Below are 25,038 nucleotides of genomic sequence, written 5' to 3'. Positions count from 1 at the left end.
ATGGCGCAGTTTGCGTCTATCTTTCCTTTAAACTTGCCATCAATAATTTATTGACAACTTTAGGGTTAGCTTTACCATGGGTCTGTTTCATGATGTTACCCACTAAGAAGCCAACTGCGCGATCTTTACCATTCTTAAAGTCTTCGATCGATTGCGCGTTGTTGTCCAATACTTCATCGATGATCGGTTGTAATTTAGCTGGGTCAGATAATTGCACCATACCTTTTTCTTCGACCCATGCTTTTGGCTCAGTGTCATTTTTGATGATCTCTTTAAAGACCTTTTTAGCGATCTTAGATGAGATCGTTTCGTCTTGGATCAACTTGATCATTGTTGCCAAGTGTTCTGGTGTCAAGGCCGTTTGACCTAACTCAACTTTTTGAGCATTCAAATAAGCACTAACTTCACCCATCAACCAGTTAGCCGCTAATTTAGCATCCGCTCCCGCAGCTACAGTTGCTTCGTAGAAATCAGACATTTCTTTTGTTTGCGTCAAGACACCGGCATCATATTCAGTGATGCCCCAGTCGTTGACATAGCGGTTACGCCGAACATCAGGCATTTCTGGGATCGAACCTTTGACCTGTGCGACCCATTCATCAGAAATATGGATCGGTGGTAGATCAGGTTCTGGGAAGTAACGATAATCGCTCTTACCTTCTTTGACACGCATCAAGATCGTTTCACCACTTGGTTCATCAAAGCGCCGTGTTTCCTGTTGGATCTCACCACCAGCCAGCAAAACACGTTCTTGTCGCTTAGCTTCGTATTCCAAACCTTTTTTCACGTGTTCAAAGGAGTTTAGGTTCTTCATTTCCGTCTTAGTCCCAAACTTAGTTGAGCCGATCGGACGAACTGAGATGTTAACGTCAGCTCGCATTGAGCCTTCTTCCATCTTCACGTCGGATACCCCTGTAAATTGAATGATCTGACGTAAACGTGTCAAGTATGCGTAAGCTTCTTCTGGGGAAGCGATATCTGGTTTAGATACGATCTCGATCAATGGTGTACCTTGACGATTTAGATCGACATAAGAATAACCATCGCCGGCATGCGTGTTTTTCCCCGCATCTTCTTCGACGTGCATCTCTTCGATCCCGATCTTCTTTTTAGTTCCATCTTCAAGCTCGATCTCAAGCCAACCATCGTGACCGATCGGTGTTTGGGCTTGTGTGATCTGGTATGCCTTTGGATTATCTGGATAGAAGTAGTTTTTGCGATCAAAGTGGATATCCCGTGCGATCTCACAGTTAAGTGCCAAGGCCGCACGCATCCCATATTCCAAAGCACCCTTGTTCAATTGTGGCAAGACCCCTGGGTAGCCCCAATCGATAACATTAGTATTCGTGTTTGGTTCTGCCCCGTAAACTACTGGTGCGGGAGAATAAGCCTTGGAGTTTGTCTTCATTTCAATGTGGACTTCAAGTCCGATCGTTGTTTCAAAGTTCATTAGTTTTGCCCCCCGATCGTTGGTACTTGTTTGTGGAAGTCGGTTGCTTGTTCAAAAGCATAGCCCGCTTTATACATCGTATCTTCTCTAAATTGTGGTGCGATCAACTGCATTCCGATCGGTAAACCATTAGAGAAGCCAGCAGGAAGCGACATCCCTGGTAGGCCAGCCAAGTTTACCGGGATCGTCAAAATATCATTCATATACATCGTGATCGGATCATTGATCTCATCACCGATGCCATAAGCTGTAGTTGGTGCTGTTGGTCCTAAGATCAGGTCATAGTCGCTAAAGACCTGTGCAAAGTCTTGGCAGATCAAAGTTCTGACTTGAGCAGCTTTCTTGAAGAAGGCATCATAAGTTCCAGCAGAAAGTGAGAATGTCCCTAACATGATCCGACGTTTAACTTCATCACCAAAACCTTCAGAACGTGAACGCACATAAACATCTTCTAAGTTTTTAACATCTTGTGCTCTAAAGCCGTAACGGATCCCATCAAAACGTTGTAAGTTAGATGAAGCTTCAGAAGAGGCAATGATATAGTATACTGGGACTCCATACTTGCTGTGTGGCAAGGAAACTTCGTCGACTGTTGCCCCCAAACTTTCAAATGTCTTGATCGCTTTTTTGATCGCTTCTTTAACATCTTTTGCGACACCTTCACCAAAGTATTCTTTGGGCACTGCGATCTTCATCCCTTTGATATCACCATCCAAGCCTTGTGTAAAGTCAGGCACTTCACGATCAGAGCTTGTAAAATCACGGCTATCATGACCGCTGATCGCATTTAAAACATAGGCATTATCTTTGACCGTGCGTGTCAATGGTCCGATCTGATCTAAGCTAGAAGCAAAAGCGATCAAGCCGTAACGAGAAACACGACCATAAGTAGGTTTGACCCCAACGATACCATTATATGCTGCTGGTTGTCGGATCGAACCACCTGTATCTGAACCTAAGGCGGCTAAAACTTGACCCGAAGCAACAGCGGCTGCTGAACCACCAGAAGAACCACCAGGGACCTTAGTTTGATCCCAAGCATTCTTAGTTACTTTAAAGGCTGAACTTTCAGTCGAGCCACCCATAGCAAATTCATCCATGTTGACTTTACCCACATTGATCATTTGAGCAGCAGCTAATTTTTCCATAACTGTTGCATCATAGATCGGGTCAAAGTTTTCTAACATCTTGCTGGCAGCCGTGGTCCGCAAGCCTTTTGTCACGATATTATCTTTGATTGCGATCGGGATCCCGGCTAAAACATTAGCTGGATCGATCCCATTTTGATCAAGTTCTTTAGCTTGCTTTAAAGCAGCTTCTTCATTTAAAGCTAGGAAAGCAGCGATCTGTTGATCACGGTGTTTGATCGTCTTGAAAGTCTCTTTTGTCAACTCCTCTACGCTCAAATCTTTGTTGACCAATTTTTCATGTAAACTGGTCAGATCAGTTGTAAAATAATCCATGGGCTAGCCTTCCTCACTTTCATCAATAATCGCTGGCACTTTGATAAAGCCATCTTTTCTTTCAGGTACATTTTCCATCAACAATTCTCGGTCGGTCCCCTTAACTGCGATGTCTTCTCGCATTACGTTAAAGGCATCCGTCACAGTTGTCGTTACCGGTACATCTGTCGTATCGACTTCACTTAGTTGTTGTACCATATTGATGATCTGGTCCATTTGACCGGTGAATTTTTGTAATTTCGCATCGCTAAATTCAAGCTTTGCCAAACTTGCAACGTGCTTTACTTCATTTGCGCTGATCGCCATCTTCATCCTTCTTTCTTGCATATCTGCTTAATATTTTAGCATAGATCTGCTGACATTTTTATAGTCGATTTTATTCTAATCATCAAAGACATGAGTATAAAAGCTCCCACTATCTTTTTCACGAGCTAGAAAGGCTTGAACTTCCCCATCTGAGCCCTTGATCGTGATATCGATCGGAATATCACCTGGCAAGTAGGTCTTTGCCATCTGAGAGACAAACTGTGTAAAGCTTCTGATCTCAGTTTCACTGTAAAATTGAGTCGTGATCTTAACATGTAGTTCTTGGAGTGATTTATTCTTATACTTAGCTTGAGCTGTTACCCCAGCTAAGTTAGGGAAAAAGCTTTGTGTCTTATTTTTGAAAGCATTGAATGAACTTTCATCATTATCGTTGACTGCACCATTTGCTGATGTTGCTGGCAAGACTGAGGTTTGGAGGTCGGTTTCTTTCCAACTTCCCAAAGTATCGCCATCACTCACACTATAAGCATAGAAAGTTCCCCCGACCAAGCTATCATTAGGGGCTTGTTCATACATACAGATCAAGATCGGCACATCTGAAGCTCCATCGAGTTTTCTGACCCGTTTCAAAACTTCAGCTGCCGCCTTTTTTCCCTCTTCTTCCATTTTTTCCTTGGAGATATTAGTGGTGTACATCGCACCATACTGTTCTTTTTGGTAATAATCCTTACGATTCATTCCGATACCGATCGTGATCCCAGCTAATTCTAGCTTTCCATCGTTCTCTTTCATGTAATCTTGTTCTTCGATCTGTTGGATATAGATCGGATTTCGCTTGTCCGCGTCTTTTTCTCCGTTATCCTCGGGATTTAGACCAGTCGGATTATCTTTTGATCTACGCCCTAACCAATCTTGAACAGTGCCTTTGGTCAGCAACTGTCCTTCACGGAAAATGTAATCTTTGGTAGGAAATTCTTCTTTAGATAAAGTCGTCATGCCACTTTCAAAACTCTTTAGATTCAACATATTTTCTGAATTTTGAATGATCCCGACACCGCGCGCCTTACTCGTCAAATAACGCCCATTTTCGATCACACCTTGATAATCAGAGGTATCCGCTTGCCCCGTAGTTTGGTAACCTTTATTGGATCGTTGCGTTGCTTGCGTGACTGAATTGCCAGAGCCACTCCCTAAATTACCACAGGCTGAAAGTAACATGGTACCTGCACATAAGCTAACTAATGCTAAATACTTCTTTCTCATCAATTGCCTCCTGTTTGCCGTAAAAATTCATCTTCATCAATAATTTTTATTCCTAGTTCTTGGGCCTTAGTCAATTTGCTACCAGCATCATGCCCTGCAACTAAAAGGTCGGTCTTTTTTGAAACGCTCCCTGTTACTTTAGCACCATGCGCCTCCAAAAGCTGTTTAGCTTGCGCCCGCTTGATCTTGTCGAGTTTTCCCGTTAAGACTACAGTCAAACCATTTAAGGGATCAGCGGCTGTTTGTTTAGCTAGCTCTTCTGCGCTTTGACCTAGGAAAGTTAAATTAACACCAGCAGTAGCAAATTCTTCCAATAACAGATCGACTTGTTCATTTTCAAAATATGTCACCACAGCATCAGCGATCGTTTCACCGATCGAGTCGAGTTCTACGATCTCTTCTACTGTTGCTTTCTTTAGAGCGTGGATCGTCTTAAAGTGTTGGGCCAAGATAAATGCTGCTTTGGCTCCTACATGCCGGATCCCTAAACCAAACAACAAGCGCTCCAATGAATTAGCTTTACTCTGTTCGATCGCTTGTAATAGGTTATTAGCTGATTTTTCTTTGAATTTATCTAGCGTCAATAATTCATCAAAGGTCAAATTATATAGCCCCGCCGCATCTTTGATCAATTTCTTGGCGAAGAGTTGTTCGATGATCCGTGGGCCTAAGCCATCAATATTCATCGCATTTCGCGACGCAAAGTGAGTCAAACTTTCTTTTAAGAGTGCGGGACACTGCGGATCGATACACCGCAACGCAACTTCGCCATCCAAATGAACGAGTTTTGCTCCACATTCAGGACATTCTTTTGGGATCACATAAGGTTCACTGGAAGCTGGACGTTTAGCCAACACAACTTCTGAGATCTCTGGAATAATGTCACCTGCTTTGTGTAATTTGACAGTATCACCTAAGCGGATATCTTTTTGTTTTAGATAATCAGGATTGTGTAAGGAAGCTCTTGAAACCACGGTCCCCGCTAAGGTCACTGGATCCATCACTGCCGTTGGGGTCACCACTCCAGTCCGCCCCACCGTCCATTCTATCTCACGGACGATCGTTTCTTGCTCGTCTGGTGGAAATTTATAGGCGATCGCCCAACGGGGAACTTTGACTGTATTTCCAACTTCAGCATGGATCGCAAATGGATCGGCTTTGATCACGATCCCATCGATCTCATAAGCTAGCTTTGCCCGTTTAGCATGATATTCATCAATATAGGCATCGATCTCAGACATTTCGCTAGCCACGATCGCTTCTTCGTTGACTTTAAAGCCCCATGCTTTTAATTGCGCTAGAGCTTGACTTTGGGTCGTGATCCCAAATTTTTCAGGTTCCATCAAGTAGTACATAAAGACACTTAAATTACGCTTGGCTGTTTCTTTGGTATCTAATTGCCGTAATGAACCAGCCGCAGCGTTTCTTGGATTAGCAAAGACTGTTTGGCCTTGTTCTTCACGAGCTTTATTCAATTTTAGAAATGAATCTTTAGGCATATAGCATTCACCGCGGACCTCAACGTCGATCGGTTCACTTAAACGTAACGGGATCGCCTTGATCGTTTTTAAGTTTTCCGTGATATCTTCACCGATGATCCCGTTACCACGTGTCGACCCCTTGACAAAGACACCTTTTTTGTAAACTAACGAGATCGCTAAACCATCGATCTTTAATTCACAGCTATACGCAAAAGTCGTTTTTACATTTTCCTCTAATTTTGCTTTGAATTCTGCTAGTTCTGCTTTTGAAAAAACATCACCTAGCGAAAGCATCGGGATCTCATGTTCGACCTTCTCAAAACCGCTTAAAACTTGACCGCCGACACGTCTAGTAGGTGAATCATCAGTTATAAGCTCAGGATACTTAGTTTCAAGCTCGACCAAACGCTGATAGGTAGCATCATAAACATGATCTTCCACTGTTGGTCGATCTAACACATAGTATTCATGGCTCCATTTATTCAATTGCGCACGTAGATCTTTGACTTCTTCTAAAGTCTTTGCTTCCATCTCTTTTACCTCTTTTTAAATCTTAGTGATCGGTGCAAAGGCCGCTAATAGTCGCTTGATACCTTGGCCTGCAAAGGCGATATCAAGTTCGATATCTTCACCACTACCACTGACCTTGACCACAGTCCCTGTCCCCCAAGCTTTATGGGAAACTTTATCACCGATATTCCATTGTTTCTTTTCAGCTCCAGTTCCTTGGCTTTTTTCAACAGTTCCAGCGGGTTTACGGTAAACTGGCTTCTTAGCAAAAGGAACATCGACTTTGGTTTTTGGTTGATAATTAGCTAAAGTTTCGTTATCACTTTGCAACAATTCATCAGAGATCTCACTGATAAAGCGTGAAACTTGGTTGCTTTGGCGTCGTCCATATAGCATCCGCGAAAAAGCATTTGATAAGTAGAGTTCTTCTTCGGCTCGTGTGATCCCGACATATGCCAAGCGTCGTTCTTCTTCGAGCTCACTTTCATCCATCACAGCACGACCTAATGGGAAGATCCCTTCTTCTAAGCCCATCAAAAAGACCGTTGGAAATTCCAACCCTTTTGCGGCGTGTAACGTCATCAAAGTCACTTCATCTGGATCTTCATCAACGCTATCTTGATCAGAAACTAAAGCTAGATCAGCTAAGAAATCAACGAATGGATCACTATTTTCTTCTTCTGGTTCCCAGCTTTCATCAAATTGCTTCGTTACAGACATAAATTCTTCTAAGTTTTCTAGGCGACTTTGATCTTCGAGCGTATTTTTAGCTTGCAAGCTTTGTTTATAGCCCGATTCATCTAAAATGAGCTCCGTCAATTCAGTGATATTTTTAGTTTTCTCTAATTCATTAAAACGCCGGATCAACTTAGCAAAACTTTCTAATTGCGTAGCTGCCTTGCCACTTACGCCAGTCATAATGACATTTTCAGCTGCTTCGATCAAGGAAAGACCATTCATCTCAGCAAATGCTTGCAATTTAGCCAAACTAGTTGCTCCGATCCCCCGTTTAGGCTCATTGGCAACGCGCGCAAAACTCAAGGAATCATTTGGATTAGCAGCTAAACGCAGATAAGCTAAAATATCCAAGATCTCTTTACGATCGTAGAAACGGTGAGCTCCCACTAATTTATACGGGATATTAGCTTTCACAAAGGTTTCTTCGATCACACGTGACTGGGCATTTGTACGGTATAAGACAGCAAAATCACCATAATGCTTCCCTTCAGTGCGCATTTTTTGCTGGATCTGTTTAACGACATAAAAGGCCTCATCATTGGCATTATCCGCACGATAATAATGGATCTTTTCACCGTCAGCGTTTTGCGTCCATAAAGTTTTAGCTTTACGATTGATGTTATTTTCGATAACTTCATTAGCAGCTTGTAAGATCGTCTTAGTCGAACGATAATTTTGTTCTAACTTGATCACAGTTGCATCGGGATAATCTTCCTCAAAATTCATGATATTTTCCATGTTAGCCCCACGCCAACCGTAAATACTTTGATCAGCATCCCCTACAACACATAGATTACGATATGTTTGAGCTAACATGCTGACCAATTGATATTGTGCTTCATTAGTATCTTGATATTCATCCACATGGATATAGTGGAATTTCCGTTGATAAAATGCCAATGTTTCTGGTGATTCTTTAAATAACCGGATCGTTTGCATGATGAGATCATCAAAATCCAAAGCTTGATTATTTTGCAACTGCTCTTGGTATAATTCATAAGCATCACTTACCACTTGTGAAAATGGATCAGTTGCATCTTTTCTTAGTTCTGCTGGTGTCTTTAAGTCATTTTTAGCGTTCGAGATCGCACTCAAAACGGCCCGAGGCTCGAACTTTTTGACGTCAACGTTTAAATTATCCGCTAAAATGTGTTTCATTAAAGTCCGTTGTTCACTCGTGCTTGCGATCGTAAAATTGCGATCATAGCCGATCTTTTCGGCATCACGGCGTAAGATCCGTACACATAAAGCGTGGAAAGTCGAGACCCAAATATCTTCTGCACCTTCAGCGATCAACTTGTTGATCCGCTCACGCATTTCACGTGCTGCTTTATTGGTGAAGGTGATCGCTAAAATATTCCAAGGATTTACATTTTTTTCTTCGATCAAGTAGGCTACACGGTGGGTCAAGACCCGTGTTTTCCCACTACCGGCACCGGCCATGATGAGTAGTGGCCCCTCAGTGCAGGCTACAGCTTCTGCTTGCTTATCATTCATGCCATCTAATAAGTTTCTTGCTGTCAAAATTTTCAAATCCCCTCTAAAATTTTCAATCAATGCCTATTATAGCAAATATTACAGCCCTATTCTTTAAAATTACTTAAATCTTAGCAAACAAGATGCAAAAAGACGCCGATATAAATACCGTGCGTCTCAAAAATCCTATTCAACTATTTCATTTTCGGCTGTGATCTCATCCCAGATCCCAGTAGCTTCGACTTGCTCCTTAGCATTTTTGCTCGAATCTGCGGTCACTAGGACATAACCTTCTGCTTTAACAGGATGAAGCGATTTAGGATAACGGAAATAATTATAATGCCAATTATCCTTTAAGACCCATTGTGTCCGCAAAGCATCCGTATCCTTAGTCTCGATCATTACCATCTCAGTCGGTTTTACCAAGTTAGGTTTAGCCAAAGGGATCTGCGCTAAGGCACGTAAATGTTGTTCAAACATTGTAACATCGGTAGCCTTATCAAATACATAACCTGAAGCATATAACGCAGGAATGATCCGTTTGATATACAAAGCACCACTCTTCGTCAAGAAAAATTCTGCTTGCAAGACCCCAACATAATCCAATTCTTTGACGATCTCAGCCGTCAAGCGTTTGACCTCAGTAGCGACTTCACCATCTAAAGCTACCGGTGTCAAGGTCGCATGCAAATGGTGTTCGCGATAATAATCTTCTGCGATCGGAAAATACGTCAAGTTACCATCTTTATCTCGGGATAAAGTCAGTGACAATTCCTTTTCATATGGGATCCATGACTCGAGAATATATGTTCCTAGATCGATTATATCTGCACACTTAGCAATATCTGTTTGCTTTTTGATGATCTGTTTACGATGTTTACCAAACCCTTTTTGGATCGGTTTTAAAATACATGGATAACCGATCGAGCTAACTGCTTGATAAACATCATCTAAGCTGACGATCGTAGCATACGGTGCAACATTGATATTTAGTTGTTCAAAGAAAGCCCGTTCCAATAAGCGATCTTGCGTGATCTCCAACGTATCACTACCTTGTGGGACTCGTGTGAAACGTTGTAAGAATTTGACCGCCTCAACATCGATAGTTTCTGAGGTATAAGTTACTAAGTCACACCGTTGTGCAAAATCTTGGAGCTTTGTTTTTTCGTTTAACTTACCGACCATTTTTACATCAGCTTCAGCTAACACAGGATTACTTTCGTCTGAACAATAAACGACCACAGTAAAGCCCATTTTCTTGGCTGTCCGTGCTAACATGATGCCATTGGGATTGCCTCCGATGATCCCTAAAGTATCGCCTGGAAAAAGGATCTCTTGTTCCATTCTCTCACAACCTCTCGTATCACTAATACTTACTCTCTATTTTACCACATTACTCAGCAAGACAGTATTTTGACAATGTAAATTTTTAAAAATATATTTTGTGCTACCTAAACAAAAAAGCAGGTTTCTACCTGCTTTGTCCCTTTTATTTATCTACTTCTTCTAAAACACGCACTTGTTGCTTGATATCTTTTTTAGCTAGTCCTTCTCTACCTTTGAAGGCTAAATTCAATAAGACCGAACTTAAACTTGCGACCACGATCCCATTACCTAAGAATAATTGGACTGTACGTGGTAAATTTTGGAAGATATTTGGATAGATCGAAACGCCCAGACCTAAACCGATCGAAACAGCCACAACTAAGATATTTCTTTGGTCGGTAAAATCAACACTGGCTAAGATCCTGATCCCTTGCACACTGATCATCGCAAACATTACTAACATCGCACCACCTAAAACCGGTGTCGGGATCATTGTCGCTAACGCTCCAGCTTTAGGCAAAAGCCCTAACAACATCAAAAGTCCTGCCGACCAATAGATCGGACGCTTAGTCTTGATCCCTGAAAGCTCAAGCAAACCAACATTTTGTGAAAATGTCGTGTATGGGAAAGTATTGAAGATCCCACCTAAAATGACTGCCATTCCTTCAGCTCGATAGCCGTGAAGTGAACCCCCTAAGTTGGACAAAGGAATCTAACTTAGGGGGTTTTACTATGACTAAATTTTCTTTTGAGGATAAGTTGCGGGCTGTAAATATGTATCTAAGAGGATATGGAAGTAACACAGTAGCTAAAGTTTATAAAGTGAAGAATCACTCAAATATCCTTATGTGGGTCAAACGATATCAAAAATATGGTATTGATGGGTTAAAAGTTCGCTACCCTAAATACGATTACGATGGAAATTTTAAGCTCAACGTTTTAAACTGGAGAAAAAGGCATAAGGCTTCCTATCCGGAAACGGCACTTCAGTTTGATATAAGTAATCCTGGGACGATCGCGACTTGGCAACGTAAATTGGATACTAAAGGTGTTGATGCCTTATTTACTAGAAGAGGACGGGCTAAACACATGACGACCAACAATAATAAACAAGCAGAAAAATCAGAATTATCTGAATTAGAACGTTTACGAGCTGAGAATCGTGCTTTACGGGTTGAAAATGAATACTTAAAAAAACTCGATGCCTTGGTTCAGAAGCGCGGACATCGCAAGAAAAATATCAAATCATCCAAGAACTAAGGCAAAAATTTAAATATACATTGGATGAAATACTACCTTACACTAGTCTTAAACGTAGTACATTTTACTATCAAGCCCAACGAATAAACAGGCGAAAAAATAAAGATGAGGAGCTATTAAAGCTTATAAAGGAGGTCAAATCAAAGCACCCGTGTTTTGGTTATCGTACAGTAACACTGAAATTACGATCTCAAGGCATAAAAGTAAATCATAAGCGTGTTAGTCGCATCATGCGAGAAAATGATCTATCAGCGCATATGTATAATAAACAAAGGCGAAAATATAATTCTGCCCTTGGACCACAAGGTAAGAAAGCTAAGAACTTATTACATCGACGTTTTGATACACATTTACCATTTCAAAAAATGGTGACCGACGTAAGTGAATTTAGGTATGGAAATAAGACACAAGAAGAACGTGTCTATCTTTCACCTATCAAAGATCTATGTACAGATGAAATAGTAAGCTATAGTATCAGTAAGCATCCAACAACAGACTTCGTGGTAAAACCGTTGGATGCATTGATAAAACTTAGACCTAAATTAAACTATCGTATGACTCTCCATAGCGATCAAGGTGTCCAATATCAGAGTGTCCAATGGCGAAAGAAGCTAAAAGAAAATAGGATCTTTCAAAGCATGTCTCGTAGGGCAACGTGCTTAGATAATGCACCCATGGAAAGTTTTTTCCACACAATGAAAGTAGAGCTATATCACAATAAAGAATATACAACACAAGAAGAGTTGGTCAAAGCAATGATCAGCTGGATCAGCTATTACAATAACGAACGGATAAAGGTCAAACTAAAAGGCAAGACACCGGTAGAATACCGACATCTTGCCTTAAGAAATATAGTCTAAATAGAGTGTCCAACTTTATGGGTTCACTTCACCGAGTTTGAGGTCTTTTTCAGTGATCTTTTTATTCAAAATATCCCCTAAAGCAAAATAAACACCTGTCGATTCGACCATAGAAACCAAGGCGATAATGATCATCGTAACCGAAGATGACCATTCAAAGTGAGGCACCCCAAAGTAAAAAGGTTGCGGTACGTGGAACCACGGCGCTTCGTGTAACGGCGCCAAAGAAACTAGCCCCAGCGCTGCGGCTACTAAACTACCGCTCACTAACCCCAATAAGACTGCGATCGAACTCAAAAAGCCCTTTGCAAAAACTTGGATCGCTAAAATCAAGATCACTGTCACAAAGCCTAAGCTGATATTGGTCAGTGACCCAAAATCTTTAGCACTAGCATTGCCACCACCAATATTTTGGACTGCGATCGGGATCAATGTCAGACCGATAACAGTGATCAGCGTTCCTGTCACTACCGGCGGAAAGAGGCGTTTGACTTTAGAAAATTGGCCTGAGACCAAACAAACAAAGATCCCAGCTACGATGATCGCCCCATACATCGTCTGGATCGTAAATTGGCTCCCGATCATTTTTAACGGTTCGACGGCTTGGATCGCACAGCCTAAAACAACGGGTAGACCGATCCCAAAATATCGATTACGCATGAGCTGAAGCAAAGTTGCTAACCCACACATAAAAATGTCGATCGAAACTAGGTATGTCATCTGTTCGGTGTTAAAACCTAGGGCTGTCCCGATCAACAATGGAACCGCCACTGCTCCAGAATACATCGCTAATAAATGCTGTAATCCTAGTAAAGCTGCCTGACTGTTATTTGCTTTTTTCATCGTGTTATTCCCCCACAAAGTGCACTTTATCGTCTTCAAAAGAAGCGATCCGCGCAAGTGATTCCAATCTTACCCCGCGCTCTTTGATCAACTTAGCCCCATCTTGGAATGACTTTTCAACCACTATCCCAGCCCCAACGATATGAGCGTTAGCCTGTTGACAGATCTCAAGTAAGCCCAAGACTGCCTGACCATTAGCCAAGAAATCATCGATCACTAACACTCTGTCAGTCTCTGTTAAAAATTTCTGATCAACTGAGATCGTATTGGTCACTTTTTTAGTGTATGAATAGACCTCAGCTACATAAACATCATTATCCAAGGTCGAAGGCTTTTTCTTTCGCGCAAAGACCACTGGAACATCCATCACAAGGCCAGCCATGATAGCTGGGGCAATTCCTGAAGCTTCGACCGTCAAGATCTTTGTCACAGCCTCATTTTTAAATAGCCGTTCAAATTCTTGGCCGATCTCATACATCAACTGTGGATCGATCTGATGGTTCAAGAATTGATTGATCTTTAGTACATTTCCTGGTAAAACAACACCATCTTGTTTGATGCGTTCTTCTAGTAATTTCAAGCTATAGCCCCCTAAAAATAATAAAGACCAGACTTTAAATAACAAAAGTCTGGTCTCCTAACGTTTTTTACTCATAGTCCAAGATTTACGGTCTTGGGTAGAAACTCGCCAACCAGATTATGGCATTATATAAGTAACCTGTAGCTAGAATAGCATAACTATTTTTCGTTTTCAAGCTCAAATATTCGGTTTTTACTCAAAAACATCTGACCTGTATCATAAATCGTATTGATTTAAGTTGTACTGTTTGATCAAGGCGATCAACTTTTCGGCATAATTGGGATCAGTCGCATAACCTTGATTTTGTAGAGCCCATGCTGCTTGTTCATAATTTTTAGCTTGCAGTACAGGCCCATAATGGTCGGTATTCCAGTCCGTTCCATTAACAAAAAGTTGCGTATGCGCCTTGACTGAGTCTTCCCAACTGCCGTAGACCGCAAAAGTATCTCTGATCGTGGTCCATTGTCCATCAACATATTCTTGTGTCGTCATCAAAGACCCATTCGGATTTTTGATCCCAAATAAGTTATTATACTTAGCAGAAAGTTCGCTTTTGCCCCAATCGGACTCTAAGGCTGCTTGAGCTAATGTGATACTAGCTAAAACCCCGTATTGTCGCTGTTCTGCCTGAGCGATCGGAGCAAGTTGCTTGATAAAATTTTGTTTAGCTTGTTCATCATTTGAAATTGTCGCTTGCGGTGTCTCACTGGTAGCAAAATATTTATCTGCCATGCCCGTAAGAAAGGTTACCGCTAGTAGCACTATAAAACCTAAAAAAAGTAACTGTGAGTAATTTTTCTTTTTTCTACGTGCCACAAAATACCGCCTTTCTAAAAAATCAAGAACCTACGCTTTTAATTTTCTCAGTAAAGGAAGCGCAACACTTGGAGCTATGATCGCTGCTAAAGCTGCTTCTGGTAAACCATTTGTTGCCACGACCCCCAGTAGATAAGGCAATAAAGCCGCCACATCCAAGGCATACATTGCTGGTGCTTGTCCTTGGTAAAAAAGATAGATCTGACCCAAAACTAACACTGTATTAGTCAATGAACCTAAAACTGCGGCGACCCCCGCCGCTAAGATCTTCGAAGATAAGCGTTTAGATAACCACATAAACGTATAACCAGCCACGACCCCGATCAAGATCCGGGGCAAAACAGAGACCAGTGGATTAGTAAATACGATCGTTGCCAAGGGACTCGTTGGCCAAACAAAGGCACGAATAAAAGTGATCATGCCCCAGACTCCTCCGACGAGCGCACCATCTTTAGGACCTAAAACGAGTGCAGCAACGATCACAGTGATGTGGATGATCGTCAAATTAAGTGGTCCGAGGGGAATATAGCCCAAAAATGGAATGAAATTTTGGATAATAATGATCGCTGTAAATAGTGCTAAAAAAGCGATCCGTTGCGTTTTTTTTCGTTGTTTCAAATTAAACTTCCTTTTTGTGATCTTTTTATAGATTATATTATCCCACGTTAAATATTACAAAAGAAAAGTTTGCTGATCACTTGTAAGTTTATTTTAGTCATTTTTGGCTACGATGCAAGGACTTTTCCAAAAATTTAAAAAAGCAGTTCTAATGCTCAAAACACTAAAACTGACTTTAGATCACGCTAAATAAATTGTAAGATCGCCATCAAGATCGGTACTACGACTACAAATAAAACCGTACTCATTACGACCACATCGGTTGCATATTTAACATCCCCATGAGCTTCTTTGGCTAAAATAGGTAAGACAGCTAACATCGGTGTTGCCGATTGAACAACTAATGTTTGACACATCAATGTCGGTAAGTCGATCCCAAAACTTGTGCCTGCTTTGATCAATAAGATCAACACGAGCGGGGATAACACAAAACGCCCCAATAACGCTAAGCTCGAATCGCGTTCGAAGCGGAAGTTGTTCAAACCTGCATCACATAATACGATCCCGATATAGATCAAGGATAATGGTGTCACTAAAGCTCCGACATAAGACAAAGTTTGACCCATAAAACTTGGTACTGGGATCCCTAATAGCAACCACACGATCGCAACGATAAAACCAACTAATGGCATTGGTAGGACCTTTTTCCAATTGATCTTATGAGCTTTCTTTTGACTCTTATCGACCGTTGGATCATCATTTGAGATCAAGTAAACACCAAAGGCCCAAGTTGAAACGGTATTGATGATGTAATAGATCAAGAAATAACTCATTGCCTTTTCGCCAAAAAGCGCATTGTTCAAAGGCATCCCGATAAAGATCGTATTTGCGTTAACGACCGCATTCATAAAGATCCCGCGCCGACCTGGCTTGATCTTTAAGCCTTTAACTGCCAACCAAGCGATCACATAACCAATGATCACACCCAAAGCTGGAAAAATGATACCTTTTCCTAAACCTAAGAGACTTTCACGCGTCAAGTGATCCATCACACCCATAAAGATCGATGCTGGCAAAGCGATCTTGGTGATCAAAGATGCGATATTACCTCCAAATGAATCGGCAAACCAACCTGTTTTACGTATACCCCAGTGCCATGATCAATACGATCACAAGCACACTTGAGACGGAAGTTAAAAAAACTGCCATAATAATTCTCCTTCTTCTTGTACCAAAGATAAAAGACCAGCGAGTGGCCTTTTATCAAATTATTAATATTTAGGTTCCCACTTCATATCAGCCACAGCCTTCTTAGCGTCTGTCACGCCAGCAAGACCTTGGTCGATCGCTGATTTTGCTACGACTTGAGCAACTGTTTGTGAGAATTCTTGTAACTTAGAAACTGGTGGTAACACCGCAGCGCCCGGTTGATCTGGATCAACGATACCCCCTAAAGCGTGGGCTGCATCGGCCAACATTTTTTCGTTTAAGATCTTAGCTTTAGCCGCGATCGCACCAAAACCAACACCTGGATAGACTAAAGCATTGTTTGCTTGGCCGATATTGTAAGTTACCCCGTTATATTCGATATCACCAGCTGGGATACCAGTTGCAACTAAAGCACGCCCATCTGTCCATTTCAAAAGATCTTCTGCTTTAGCTTCAGCCAAACGGGTTGGATTAGACAATGGAAAGATCACTGGTCGTTTCGTGTGAGCTGCCATTTCCTTAACGATACTTTCAGTGAAAGTACCTGGTCGTGTCGATGTCCCGATCATGACCGTTGGATGAACTGCTTTAACGACAGCTTCTAAATTGGTCAATTCATCAGCATTATCAAATTCACAGCGTTTACGCACAAAAGCTTTTTGCCCTGGTGTTAGACCTTCTGTGTCTTCAAATAAAAGACCTTGTTTATCGACCAAGTAGAAGTGCTTTCTAGCTTCTTTTTCACTCAAACCTTCGCGAACTAATTCATCAAATAACATGTTGGCGATTCCGACACCAGCTGTCCCTGCACCAAAAGTCAAAAAGACCTGGTCAGTGATCTTTTCTTTAGAAATATTCATCGCACCCAAGACACCAGCAAGCGAAATGATCCCTGTACCTTGGATATCATCATTGAAGGTCAAGATCTTGTCTTGATATTTTTCCAAGATCACGGCTGCATTTGAACGTCCAAAATCTTCAAAATGCAATAAGCTTTCTGGGAATAGCTTTTCTGCTGCTGCAACAAATTTGTCGACCATCGCATGATATTTTTCACCGTAAACACGTGCATGGCGGTTACCGAGATAAAGCGGGTCATTTAATAACGTTTCATTGTTCGTTCCGGCATCAAGTGAAACTGGTAAAACTTGAGCTGGATCGATACCGGCAGCGGCTGTATAGACCATCAATTTTCCGACTGCGATATCAACACCGTTAACGCCCCAGTCCCCCATACCAAGGATACCTTCAGCATCTGTTACAACGATCAAACGAATGTCACGCCCGTCAGCAGCATTTCTCAAAGAATCTTCAATGCTATCTTGATCATCGACCGAGATAAAAGCTGCTTCTTGAGGACGCGTGAAGATCTCACTATATTGTTCGATCGATTCAGCGATCACTGGATCATATACGACTGGCATAAATTCTACGATGTGTTGTCCCATCAAATAGTAGAATAATGTTCGATTGGTATTAAAGATCGTCATCAAAAATTGGCGTTGTTCCAATTGGCTTGATTTGCTCTTGAATTGACCGTAAGCTTGGTCTGCTTGTTCTTGTAAAGTTTGGACCTTCGCTGGTAAAGCACCTATCAAACCGAGTTCTTTACGTTCTTCAACTGTAAAAGCTGTTCCTTTATTTAAAAATGGATCATTTAAAATATTCATTGTATCTGCCATTGCTATCTACTCCTTTTTCCTAGATCTCAATTGATGTCACTCATTTTAAAATGGTGTGATTTTTATAGTCAACTTTGTGGTACACTATTAATAAAATTAATATGAGCTTTTAAAAAGCTGTCAAATCAAGGATCTGAAGATGAATATTAGAGATTTTGAATATTTCCACCAATTAGTCAAAGAAAAAAATTTTTCCAAAGTTGCTCAAAATTTTTCTGTTAGTCAACCAACTGTCACGTTAGCGATCAAACGGCTCGAAGAAGAATTTGAAACAACTTTTTTTATCCGTGATCGTTCACACAAAGAATTACTGGTTACCCCTAGTGGCTATCAGTTCGACGCACATTTAAAGGTGATTTTAAATGAATTAACTATTGCCCAAAAGGAAGCCTTACGCGCTAAACAAGAAAAACTACTTTTTGGACTACCACCGATCATTGGCAATTATTTTTTCCCCAATATCGTTTCTAAATTGATCGCCACGGGGTTGATCGAACAACTTGAGACCAAAGAAGCTGGTTCACAAGCTTTACTTAAACTTTTATTAGATGGATCACTTGATTTTTGCCTCTTAGGCTCACTTGAACCTTTGACCCAACCCGCCTTAAAAGCCGAAACTTTTGCCCAAACCTCATTTAAGATCATCGTCAGCAAGCAACATCCATTAGCACAAAAAAAGGCCGTCTATTTTTCTGAATTAAAAGACGAGCGCTTTATCGTGCATAATGAAGGCTTCATTCACGATAAAGTCCTCAAACTTTTAGCACAAAAAGAACACTTTCGGCCTGATGTCATTTACCGAACTAATTACGTCCATGTTTTAAAATCCATGGTCGCAAGTAATACTGGGATCGCCTGTTTGACAGACATTGCGCTCAGTCCTAACGATGATTTTTCTGTTTTAGATCTCCTAGATGAACACCAGCCCAAATTCTTACTCTCGATCGTTACACGTGCGACCCAAGTCATGACACCTGCTAAAAAGCAGTTGCTAGACATCTTGCATGATACGGTCTATCACAGCCCACTTGGAAAGGAGACAAAGCAATGACTTTAGCAAGATTTAACGCGCCACAACACCAATATTTCAAACTAGCCATGACAGAACTCAAAACACAAAAGAAACGCTCACACTGGATGTGGTTCATGTTTCCACAATTACGTGGCTTAGGTAAAAGTCAGACTGCTTACCTATATGGAATAGCTGATCTCAATGAAGCCAAAGCCTTTTTAGCCGATCCATATTTAGGCAATAATTTACGTCAACTATGCGAAGTCCTTTTACAAGTTCCAACCAATAACGCTAAAATGATCTTTGGTTTTCCCGACGATCTAAAACTCAAGTCGTCAATGACACTCTTTGCCAAAGCCAGTAACGAGCCGATTTTCCAAGCTGTACTGGATAAATTTTTTCATGGAACATATGATCAAAAGACACTCGAATTACTAAAAAATATGTAAAAACATAGCTAGCCCCCACCACAAATGATCGTGATGGGGGGCTAGCTATACGGTACTGACTGCACTATCGCACCCATTATTTATTATATACTATTCTTTTCGCAAAGCTTCGACTGGGTCTAATTTTGAAGCACGATCAGCTGGCAAAAGCCCTGCCAACATACTGATGACTACACTGATCATGATACCTGTCAAAATATAATTAGTCGTCATCATCACTACTGGCACCTCAAACTGAGCTATCGTAAAATGGTTCACTAATACTTGCAAGACCCAAGTCAACACGACGCCAAGCATCCCTGAACTCAGACCTATCAAGAAGGCCTCTGAAACAAAGATCCGCCGAATATCTTTTCTTCTAGCACCTAAAGCCTTTAAGACCCCGATCTCTTTAGTCCGTTCAACTACCGAAATATTTAAGACCACTAAGATCATGATCGCTGAGACCACTAACGAAACTGCTGCGATCGCGGCTAAGACATAACTGATCACATCCATCATTTGGGTGAACATCTCAGTCATCGTTTCTTGCATTGAGCCACTAAAGCCGAGCTTTTTGACTTCATTTTTGATCTTTTCGGTATTATTTTTATTCTTAGTGTAAAGATATACAACATTAGGCTTTAACGTTTGGCCATTTTGCGCAAAAATATCTTTTAGATCGCTATAACGTACGATCGCAGTGCTGAAGTTAGACCCCTGCTGTTCATAGGTCCCACTGACTTTTAATTTTTGTTCGATTTGCTTACCATCGATCGTTAGTTTAAATGTTACTTCTTTACCAACAATGTTCTTGGCCAAAAGATCGGCTGTTCCCTTATCAAGTAAGACCTCATCTTTTTTAGGCGCGTTACCCGAAACGATACTTGATTTGGTGATATTGCTCGACATTGTTTGTAACGTCATGATCATAGCATTTTTATCACCATAACTAACACTGTTTGTACCTAACGAAAGGGTCGAATAGCCCCGCTCAAGCCGATCGACGTGTTTGATAGCTTTAAGTTTTGTGATATCTTTTGTTGTAAAATCATTATCAGTTCCTGAGCCCGTCAAAGCTGCCATATTATTTTGCTGTATTCGACTGATCTCTGCATGATCGTCCATAGCTGGTTGCTTAGCGGGATCGGGCATCATACTTTGACGATGCACTTCCGTCACATTAGGATCAGTGTAACTATTCATCGTGTCTTTGATATAAGTAGTTACGCCTCGTCCGATCGATAGCATCAAAACGACCGCCATGATCCCAATACTAGTCCCAAAGGCAACTAAAGTATTCCGACCCAATTTGGCTTTCATATTGAGAAAAGCTAATCTGATCGCATTGAACAAGCTCATATTTTTGACCTTGATAGCGTTATATTTTACTTTCGTCGCTAAGGGTTCTAACTTACCCGTCACCTCATCTGAAACTAATTTTCCATTATCGATCCGCAAGACCCGCGTACAATGAGCAGCTACGCGATCTGAATGCGTCACCATCAAAACTAGCTTACCACTTTGAGCGATCTCTTTGATCAAAGCCAAAACATTATCCGTTGTTTCAGCATCTAAAGCTCCCGTGGGCTCATCAGCAATGATAACATCTGGATCATTGATCAAAGCCCGCGCGATCGCAACGCGTTGCTTTTGGCCACCAGAGATCTGACCTGGCTTTTTATAGAGATGGTCTTTTAAACCCACTTTCTCTAATAGTTCCTTAGCACGTTTGACCCGCGTCTCCTTATCGATATTAGACAAAGTCATCGCTAAGGCAACATTATCGATCAAATTCAAATGGGGGATCAAGTTAAAGTTTTGAAAGATAAAACCGATACTTTTCTTATGGTAATCAGCTAATTCTTGTGCAGTGTAGTCGCGCAAATTTTTACCACGATAACTGATCTCACCTTCAAAGTCAGAATCCAAGCCACCGATCAAATTCATCAGCGTGGATTTCCCACTCCCTGATTCACCGACGATCGATACTAATTCACCGGTTGAAAAAGTTGCATTGATATTTTTCAACGCCTCAAAGGTGCCACCCCCAGCCAGTTTATAAATTTTAACGACATTTTTTAATTTTAAGATCTCCATCCTGCCCATCCTCTCTGTATCTTCCCCCTCACCATAATTTTAATATTTAATAATTGAGCCGTCTACAAAAAAAGACTAGCGACAATTGCCCCTAGTCTAAGACGATTTAACTATGCATGTGCTCTTCTACCCAAGATAGCTGACACAATAAGGACCAAGATCACTGCACCAATGATCGATGGAATGATCGCCATTCCTGCAAGTTGTGGTCCCCAAGCACCTAGTAAAGCTTCACCTAATGATGAACCGATCAGACCAGCCAAAATGTTGCTGATCCAGCCCATCGAACCACCATTTTTCGTCAAGGCCCCTGCGATCGCACCAATGATCGCACCAACGATCAATACCCAAAGCCAATGTAGCATTTAGCTCACCCCCTTACTTATTTTCGTCATCTTTTTCAAATTTTTCTTTTAGTTTTTCAGCGCCCTGTTCGATATCTTCCTTTAAATCAGCTGCTTTTTTGCGTGCTTTACCTAACAAGCCTTGTGCTTTACCTTGAGTCTTACGCACTTTGTCATCAGTCAATTTTCCTTCAGTTTCTTTGACTTTTCCTACGGCTTCATCTTTTAAGCCTTTTAATTTTTCTTCACTCATTTTTTGTCCTCCTATTTATTATCTTGTTGCAATTCTTCTTTAGTTTTTACGTCGTTGATATGCATTTCAAATTTCACTAAATTCAGCCCTGTCATCTCGCGTAAGGCTTTTTGGACTCTGCTTGAGACCTCTTTAAAGATCGTCTCTGCACTTTTACCATATTCGATCGTGGCATCCATTTTGATCGCCACTTGCTTTTCACCGACATCTGCTTCGATCCCCTTGGTCTTATCGGTTCCTTGGGTCAGCTTATCGGTAAATTCACTAAACATGTTTCCATCAAGCGAAATGATCCCGGGAACTTGGTTTGCTGTGATCCCTGCAATTTTTTCGATCACTTGATCATCAAAGGTCAATTTCTGTTCTAACTTTTCTTTTTCCATATCGCTTACCTCGCAATTTCTTTTTTTCCCTAGACAATAGTAACTTTTTGATCATAATGATATGGTTTAAGTTTTAAATTTAAACGTCTTAGTTCGATATTCAACATCTCCTTTAAATCACACCGCACAGTTTGGGTGAGTTGTGACTCTAATACTGTAGGATCGGTCGTTTGTGATAACATCGCAGCAACAACTACATCAGCTTGCTTCCGATTAGACAACAACTTGACCTTGACTTCAATGTTAAACAGATCATATTTACCAAGCGTCAAACGAACATTATTCTCAACTGCTTTTTGATCGATCTGAACCTTACTAGCATGATCGCGGTGGATCGTCATACTGCCCTGTGTCGTCGGGCGACTGATCGTCCAACTAAGCCACAAAACTGCAAGTACAACTAGATATATCCCAAGACCTAAAATGACTTTTTGACCTAAGTCAGTCGATAGATAGTCAAAAATATTTTGAAAGATACCTACCTGTGGGAAAAACCACCAAGCGATCACGATGCCTCCTAAAGCAGCTTGGAGAAACATTACAAAACAAATACTCCATTTGATCCATGCTTTCATGACATCACGCCTTTCTTGTTCCTACCCTAACCCTAACAGGTATCTCAACATTTTGCATGTCATTTCGCACAGAAATCAAACTTCTTAACTTAAAATAAATAATATTTAATTTTTTATTATTTTTTTAAAAAAAGAGACTTTTGCATCATAAATGACACAAAAGCCTTAAATCATCATTTTTGTTCAATTCGTTTAAAGAAAAAAGTTTTTAACCAATTACGATTTTTCTTTAGTTGTAAATAAGCTACCACTGCAAAAATCAATGCTCCGATAAAATCAGCGAATAGATCGCCCATTGTATCCATCAACGCAGCTCGTCCAACTAATGGACGTCCCGCCTGCATATAACGTTGAAGATTCATACCAAAACTATCACACGTAAACTCATAGAATTCCCATAACACACCACAAAAAACCGCAAAGGCTACACTATACATACCAATAAAAAAAGGTGAGATCTTCGCAATAGCATCCTCTGGAACTAACGCGCCAAAAGCTGAAAAAGCAAACCCACCTAACAATGCACCGCTTAACAAATGCAGACCTTTGTCCCAATATGGAACACTATAGAAGTGGTAAACTGTCCCTAAATAAACTGAACCGTAAATAAAAAGAGCAAAGAACAAATACAATGTCGGTGGTAAATAGATCTCCAAGCGCTTAGCAGCCCACTTGGGGATCAATACGATAACTAAACCTAATATGATCTCAAGCGCCAAAAACCAAGCCGCTCCTTGATCTGCCGTAGGGCCTAATAAGGCATCTTTAACGGTAAGTCCAAAGGATAATACCATTGAAATAACGACGAATAGTAAAAATATATTCAAGCACCGTTCACTAAAACTGCTTTTTTGCATGCTTTTCTTCCCTTCAAAAAAATACTGCTATGTATTAATTAAAGGATAAGTACCCAAATTTAGCAAGCAATTACCATCAAATCGTTGGAAAAAGTCCATAATTTTTCGTTTCAAGTACCTTAGTTTTGATCTTGCGTTCCAACAATCCCTCTTGTAGTAATGGTAGTTTTAGGCGTGATTGCCGGTCAAGCAAGAAAACGACCATTTCTGCCTCACAGACTCCAAGTTCAGCAACAGCAAATGCAACAAGCTTCAAATGTAAATCTTCTGTCAACTTTTTTAATGCTTGATCTAACACTTGCTGTTTTGAATTATTACTCTTGATCAGTAACATATATATTCCCCCTAATTTTTAGTAAAGCAAAAAGGGGACCCACATCAGGTCACCCTCATGACAATAAGTTTGAACAAGCTCGATCTAAAAAGATCGATTTTTTGTCATTATAACTCATAATGACAGAAAAATGTTTTATCAGATTTCGACTGATTTCAGGACGACAAGCTTTTAACGCCCTAAGGCTGATACGGTAGTGCTTCACTACTTAACCTAAAACTTGAAAATGACAGGATATAAAAATTATGCTATGATTGTGTCATAATTGATCAAAGCTAACCAGCTATTGTTGGCGCAATCGCTGATATAAGTTTTAATATCGTCAGTGGACATGGACCAATATACGGGAAAGTAATATTGATCTTTTTAACAGTGCAAACAAAATAGAGACAACCTTTAGATATACCTAAATCCTTTGCACTATGAATATATCACTCTATAATAGGTATGTCAATAAAATGTCTTCATTTTGCACCCACTTTTTTTCCATTGATACTTCATCTGGTCAAATTGATAAAGGAGGTGTGATATGAAGTCAACGATCCCCGAAGTTATCATCACACTTCGAGAAAGTCACAACCTATCGCAAGCACAATTAGCTAAATTGATGGGGTTAAATAAAAATGTTATGGGACGGATCGAGCATGGTGATCGCCCGTTACGAGCAGAAGAGATCTTAAAATTAGCTGAGATCTTCGATGTTTCAACTGATTTTATCTTAGGGAAAAAGTCTGCCAATGTTCCTAAGGGAGAAACGCTTTATCACAAACATAATGAACAAACTGCAAAAGATCTAGCACGCAAGATCAAAGACTTGATCGATCTTACTGAAAATGAACCTGATCTAAACTTTGATGGTCTACCTTTAACAACTGACAATCGCAAGTTACTTGCTAACGCCCTTGAGATCGGTTTAGAACTTAGTCAACGCAAGCAAGCAGAGCATTATGGTAATAACTAGAAAAGTTCT

The 25,038-nt window shown here is 40.7% G+C and carries 23 protein-coding genes, 3 pseudogenes and 1 riboswitch; of the genes and pseudogenes, 5 read left to right on the top strand and 21 right to left on the bottom strand.

Annotated elements, in window-relative coordinates; all coding sequences use genetic code 11:
- Nucleotides 1-16: 16 nt before the first annotated feature.
- The 8 genes and pseudogenes from gatB to CPS94_RS01020 all read right to left on the bottom strand — a co-directional run.
- Nucleotides 17-1,450, bottom strand: a complete 1,434-nt coding sequence (gatB, locus tag CPS94_RS01055) for an Asp-tRNA(Asn)/Glu-tRNA(Gln) amidotransferase subunit GatB (RefSeq protein ID WP_112195694.1) — start codon at nucleotides 1,448-1,450, stop codon at nucleotides 17-19.
- The gene (gene gatA, locus CPS94_RS01050; protein ID WP_112195696.1) at nucleotides 1,450-2,913 is read right to left on the bottom strand and encodes an Asp-tRNA(Asn)/Glu-tRNA(Gln) amidotransferase subunit GatA; all 1,464 of its coding nucleotides are present in this window, start codon (nucleotides 2,911-2,913) and stop codon (nucleotides 1,450-1,452) included. Before gatA ends, gatB begins: the two co-directional genes overlap by 1 nt.
- Nucleotides 2,914-2,916: 3 nt before the next feature.
- Nucleotides 2,917-3,219, bottom strand: a complete 303-nt coding sequence (gatC, locus tag CPS94_RS01045) for an Asp-tRNA(Asn)/Glu-tRNA(Gln) amidotransferase subunit GatC (RefSeq protein WP_004049403.1) — start codon at nucleotides 3,217-3,219, stop codon at nucleotides 2,917-2,919.
- Nucleotides 3,220-3,294: 75 nt separating this feature from the next.
- Nucleotides 3,295-4,443 (bottom strand): CamS family sex pheromone protein, encoded by a 1,149-nt coding sequence (locus tag CPS94_RS01040; RefSeq protein WP_112195699.1) that lies wholly within the window; start codon nucleotides 4,441-4,443, stop codon nucleotides 3,295-3,297.
- The gene (gene ligA / locus CPS94_RS01035) at nucleotides 4,443-6,455 is read right to left on the bottom strand and encodes an NAD-dependent DNA ligase LigA (protein WP_112195701.1); all 2,013 of its coding nucleotides are present in this window, start codon (nucleotides 6,453-6,455) and stop codon (nucleotides 4,443-4,445) included. The genes CPS94_RS01040 and ligA overlap by 1 nt, the downstream gene beginning before the upstream one ends.
- A gap of 15 nt (nucleotides 6,456-6,470) precedes the next feature.
- Nucleotides 6,471-8,669, bottom strand: coding sequence for a DNA helicase PcrA (gene pcrA / locus CPS94_RS01030; protein WP_112195977.1), 2,199 nt, complete (start codon nucleotides 8,667-8,669; stop codon nucleotides 6,471-6,473).
- A gap of 165 nt (nucleotides 8,670-8,834) precedes the next feature.
- The gene (locus CPS94_RS01025; protein WP_112195703.1) at nucleotides 8,835-9,992 is read right to left on the bottom strand and encodes an ATP-grasp domain-containing protein; all 1,158 of its coding nucleotides are present in this window, start codon (nucleotides 9,990-9,992) and stop codon (nucleotides 8,835-8,837) included.
- A gap of 145 nt (nucleotides 9,993-10,137) precedes the next feature.
- Nucleotides 10,138-10,656 (bottom strand): annotated as a pseudogene (locus CPS94_RS01020) (solute carrier family 23 protein); the annotation flags it as partial.
- 50 nt (nucleotides 10,657-10,706) lie between these two features.
- Between CPS94_RS01020 and CPS94_RS01015 the strand changes: the two are divergent.
- Together CPS94_RS01015 and CPS94_RS01010 are read left to right on the top strand one after the other, a co-directional pair.
- Nucleotides 10,707-11,234: a helix-turn-helix domain-containing protein gene (locus tag CPS94_RS01015; protein WP_004047940.1), complete on the top strand. Its 528-nt coding sequence runs from the start codon at nucleotides 10,707-10,709 to the stop codon at nucleotides 11,232-11,234.
- Nucleotides 11,159-12,094, top strand: a complete 936-nt coding sequence (locus tag CPS94_RS01010; protein ID WP_112193146.1) for an IS3 family transposase — start codon at nucleotides 11,159-11,161, stop codon at nucleotides 12,092-12,094. The genes CPS94_RS01015 and CPS94_RS01010 overlap by 76 nt, the downstream gene beginning before the upstream one ends.
- Nucleotides 12,095-12,124: 30 nt before the next feature.
- Here CPS94_RS01010 and CPS94_RS01005 read toward each other — a convergent pair.
- The 6 genes and pseudogenes from CPS94_RS01005 to CPS94_RS00980 form a co-directional block, all read right to left on the bottom strand.
- Nucleotides 12,125-12,937 (bottom strand): annotated as a pseudogene (locus tag CPS94_RS01005) (solute carrier family 23 protein); the annotation flags it as partial.
- A 4-nt stretch (nucleotides 12,938-12,941) separates the two neighbouring features.
- On the bottom strand, nucleotides 12,942-13,517 hold the full coding sequence (locus tag CPS94_RS01000; protein ID WP_112195979.1) for a xanthine phosphoribosyltransferase: 576 nt from the start codon (nucleotides 13,515-13,517) through the stop codon (nucleotides 12,942-12,944).
- 54 nt (nucleotides 13,518-13,571) lie between these two features.
- Nucleotides 13,572-13,670: riboswitch (purine riboswitch) on the bottom strand.
- A 63-nt stretch (nucleotides 13,671-13,733) separates the two neighbouring features.
- On the bottom strand, nucleotides 13,734-14,333 hold the full coding sequence (locus CPS94_RS00995) for a glycoside hydrolase family 73 protein (protein WP_076149929.1): 600 nt from the start codon (nucleotides 14,331-14,333) through the stop codon (nucleotides 13,734-13,736).
- Nucleotides 14,334-14,363: 30 nt separating this feature from the next.
- The gene (locus CPS94_RS00990) at nucleotides 14,364-14,951 is read right to left on the bottom strand and encodes an ECF transporter S component (RefSeq protein WP_004049416.1); all 588 of its coding nucleotides are present in this window, start codon (nucleotides 14,949-14,951) and stop codon (nucleotides 14,364-14,366) included.
- A gap of 185 nt (nucleotides 14,952-15,136) precedes the next feature.
- Nucleotides 15,137-16,100: pseudogene (locus CPS94_RS00985) on the bottom strand (AEC family transporter).
- Between the two features lie 62 nt (nucleotides 16,101-16,162).
- Entirely contained in the window at nucleotides 16,163-17,782 is a 1,620-nt protein-coding gene (locus CPS94_RS00980) for a malolactic enzyme (protein ID WP_112195707.1), read from the bottom strand.
- Between the two features lie 139 nt (nucleotides 17,783-17,921).
- Here CPS94_RS00980 and CPS94_RS00975 point away from each other — a divergent pair, with 139 nt between their 5' ends.
- Together CPS94_RS00975 and CPS94_RS00970 are read left to right on the top strand one after the other, a co-directional pair.
- On the top strand, nucleotides 17,922-18,833 hold the full coding sequence (locus tag CPS94_RS00975) for a LysR family transcriptional regulator (RefSeq protein ID WP_112195709.1): 912 nt from the start codon (nucleotides 17,922-17,924) through the stop codon (nucleotides 18,831-18,833).
- Nucleotides 18,830-19,243 carry a DUF1810 domain-containing protein gene (locus CPS94_RS00970; protein ID WP_112195711.1) on the top strand — a complete coding sequence of 138 codons (414 nt, stop codon included), beginning with the start codon at nucleotides 18,830-18,832 and terminating at the stop codon, nucleotides 19,241-19,243. Before CPS94_RS00975 ends, CPS94_RS00970 begins: the two co-directional genes overlap by 4 nt.
- 90 nt (nucleotides 19,244-19,333) lie before the next feature.
- Here CPS94_RS00970 and CPS94_RS00965 read toward each other — a convergent pair whose 3' ends face one another.
- The 7 genes from CPS94_RS00965 to CPS94_RS00935 all read right to left on the bottom strand — a co-directional run bounded on the left by CPS94_RS00965 (nucleotide 19,334) and on the right by CPS94_RS00935 (nucleotide 24,068).
- Nucleotides 19,334-21,322: an ABC transporter ATP-binding protein/permease gene (locus CPS94_RS00965; protein WP_112195713.1), complete on the bottom strand. Its 1,989-nt coding sequence runs from the start codon at nucleotides 21,320-21,322 to the stop codon at nucleotides 19,334-19,336.
- A 110-nt stretch (nucleotides 21,323-21,432) separates the two neighbouring features.
- Nucleotides 21,433-21,687, bottom strand: coding sequence for a GlsB/YeaQ/YmgE family stress response membrane protein (locus CPS94_RS00960; RefSeq protein ID WP_112195715.1), 255 nt, complete (start codon nucleotides 21,685-21,687; stop codon nucleotides 21,433-21,435).
- Nucleotides 21,688-21,700: 13 nt separating this feature from the next.
- On the bottom strand, nucleotides 21,701-21,919 hold the full coding sequence (locus tag CPS94_RS00955) for a CsbD family protein (protein ID WP_004049428.1): 219 nt from the start codon (nucleotides 21,917-21,919) through the stop codon (nucleotides 21,701-21,703).
- Between the two features lie 11 nt (nucleotides 21,920-21,930).
- The gene (locus CPS94_RS00950) at nucleotides 21,931-22,302 is read right to left on the bottom strand and encodes an Asp23/Gls24 family envelope stress response protein (protein WP_076149922.1); all 372 of its coding nucleotides are present in this window, start codon (nucleotides 22,300-22,302) and stop codon (nucleotides 21,931-21,933) included.
- A 29-nt stretch (nucleotides 22,303-22,331) separates the two neighbouring features.
- Nucleotides 22,332-22,877 carry an alkaline shock response membrane anchor protein AmaP gene (amaP, locus tag CPS94_RS00945; protein ID WP_112195717.1) on the bottom strand — a complete coding sequence of 182 codons (546 nt, stop codon included), beginning with the start codon at nucleotides 22,875-22,877 and terminating at the stop codon, nucleotides 22,332-22,334.
- A gap of 173 nt (nucleotides 22,878-23,050) precedes the next feature.
- On the bottom strand, nucleotides 23,051-23,734 hold the full coding sequence (locus tag CPS94_RS00940) for a hypothetical protein (RefSeq protein WP_112195718.1): 684 nt from the start codon (nucleotides 23,732-23,734) through the stop codon (nucleotides 23,051-23,053).
- A 76-nt stretch (nucleotides 23,735-23,810) separates the two neighbouring features.
- Nucleotides 23,811-24,068 carry a hypothetical protein gene (locus CPS94_RS00935; protein ID WP_112195720.1) on the bottom strand — a complete coding sequence of 86 codons (258 nt, stop codon included), beginning with the start codon at nucleotides 24,066-24,068 and terminating at the stop codon, nucleotides 23,811-23,813.
- 529 nt (nucleotides 24,069-24,597) lie between these two features.
- Between CPS94_RS00935 and CPS94_RS00930 the strand changes: the two genes are divergently transcribed.
- The gene (locus CPS94_RS00930) at nucleotides 24,598-25,029 is read left to right on the top strand and encodes a helix-turn-helix domain-containing protein (RefSeq protein WP_112195722.1); all 432 of its coding nucleotides are present in this window, start codon (nucleotides 24,598-24,600) and stop codon (nucleotides 25,027-25,029) included.
- Nucleotides 25,030-25,038: the final 9 nt, after the last annotated feature.

The organism is Ligilactobacillus murinus (genome assembly GCF_003288115.1).
Taxonomy (GTDB): Bacteria; Bacillota; Bacilli; order Lactobacillales; family Lactobacillaceae; genus Ligilactobacillus; species Ligilactobacillus murinus.
Note: the sequence above shows the minus strand (reverse complement) of the source record. Positions and strands in the feature narration are given on the sequence as shown.

Coding starts and splice junctions, on each gene's coding strand:
- CPS94_RS00955 (WP_004049428.1), bottom strand. CDS start 21,919: ATGAGTGAAGAAAAATTAAAAGGCTTAAAAGATGAAGCCGTAGGAAAA.
- CPS94_RS00935 (WP_112195720.1), bottom strand. CDS start 24,068: ATGTTACTGATCAAGAGTAATAATTCAAAACAGCAAGTGTTAGATCAA.
- pcrA (WP_112195977.1), bottom strand. CDS start 8,669: ATGAATGATAAGCAAGCAGAAGCTGTAGCCTGCACTGAGGGGCCACTA.
- gatC (WP_004049403.1), bottom strand. CDS start 3,219: ATGGCGATCAGCGCAAATGAAGTAAAGCACGTTGCAAGTTTGGCAAAG.
- CPS94_RS01015 (WP_004047940.1), top strand. CDS start 10,707: ATGACTAAATTTTCTTTTGAGGATAAGTTGCGGGCTGTAAATATGTAT.
- ligA (WP_112195701.1), bottom strand. CDS start 6,455: ATGGAAGCAAAGACTTTAGAAGAAGTCAAAGATCTACGTGCGCAATTG.
- CPS94_RS00940 (WP_112195718.1), bottom strand. CDS start 23,734: ATGCAAAAAAGCAGTTTTAGTGAACGGTGCTTGAATATATTTTTACTA.
- amaP (WP_112195717.1), bottom strand. CDS start 22,877: ATGAAAGCATGGATCAAATGGAGTATTTGTTTTGTAATGTTTCTCCAA.
- CPS94_RS00965 (WP_112195713.1), bottom strand. CDS start 21,322: ATGGAGATCTTAAAATTAAAAAATGTCGTTAAAATTTATAAACTGGCT.
- CPS94_RS00930 (WP_112195722.1), top strand. CDS start 24,598: ATGAAGTCAACGATCCCCGAAGTTATCATCACACTTCGAGAAAGTCAC.
- CPS94_RS00975 (WP_112195709.1), top strand. CDS start 17,922: ATGAATATTAGAGATTTTGAATATTTCCACCAATTAGTCAAAGAAAAA.
- CPS94_RS00970 (WP_112195711.1), top strand. CDS start 18,830: ATGACTTTAGCAAGATTTAACGCGCCACAACACCAATATTTCAAACTA.
- CPS94_RS01040 (WP_112195699.1), bottom strand. CDS start 4,443: ATGAGAAAGAAGTATTTAGCATTAGTTAGCTTATGTGCAGGTACCATG.
- CPS94_RS00950 (WP_076149922.1), bottom strand. CDS start 22,302: ATGGAAAAAGAAAAGTTAGAACAGAAATTGACCTTTGATGATCAAGTG.
- gatB (WP_112195694.1), bottom strand. CDS start 1,450: ATGAACTTTGAAACAACGATCGGACTTGAAGTCCACATTGAAATGAAG.
- CPS94_RS00980 (WP_112195707.1), bottom strand. CDS start 17,782: ATGGCAGATACAATGAATATTTTAAATGATCCATTTTTAAATAAAGGA.
- CPS94_RS00960 (WP_112195715.1), bottom strand. CDS start 21,687: ATGCTACATTGGCTTTGGGTATTGATCGTTGGTGCGATCATTGGTGCG.
- CPS94_RS01025 (WP_112195703.1), bottom strand. CDS start 9,992: ATGGAACAAGAGATCCTTTTTCCAGGCGATACTTTAGGGATCATCGGA.
- gatA (WP_112195696.1), bottom strand. CDS start 2,913: ATGGATTATTTTACAACTGATCTGACCAGTTTACATGAAAAATTGGTC.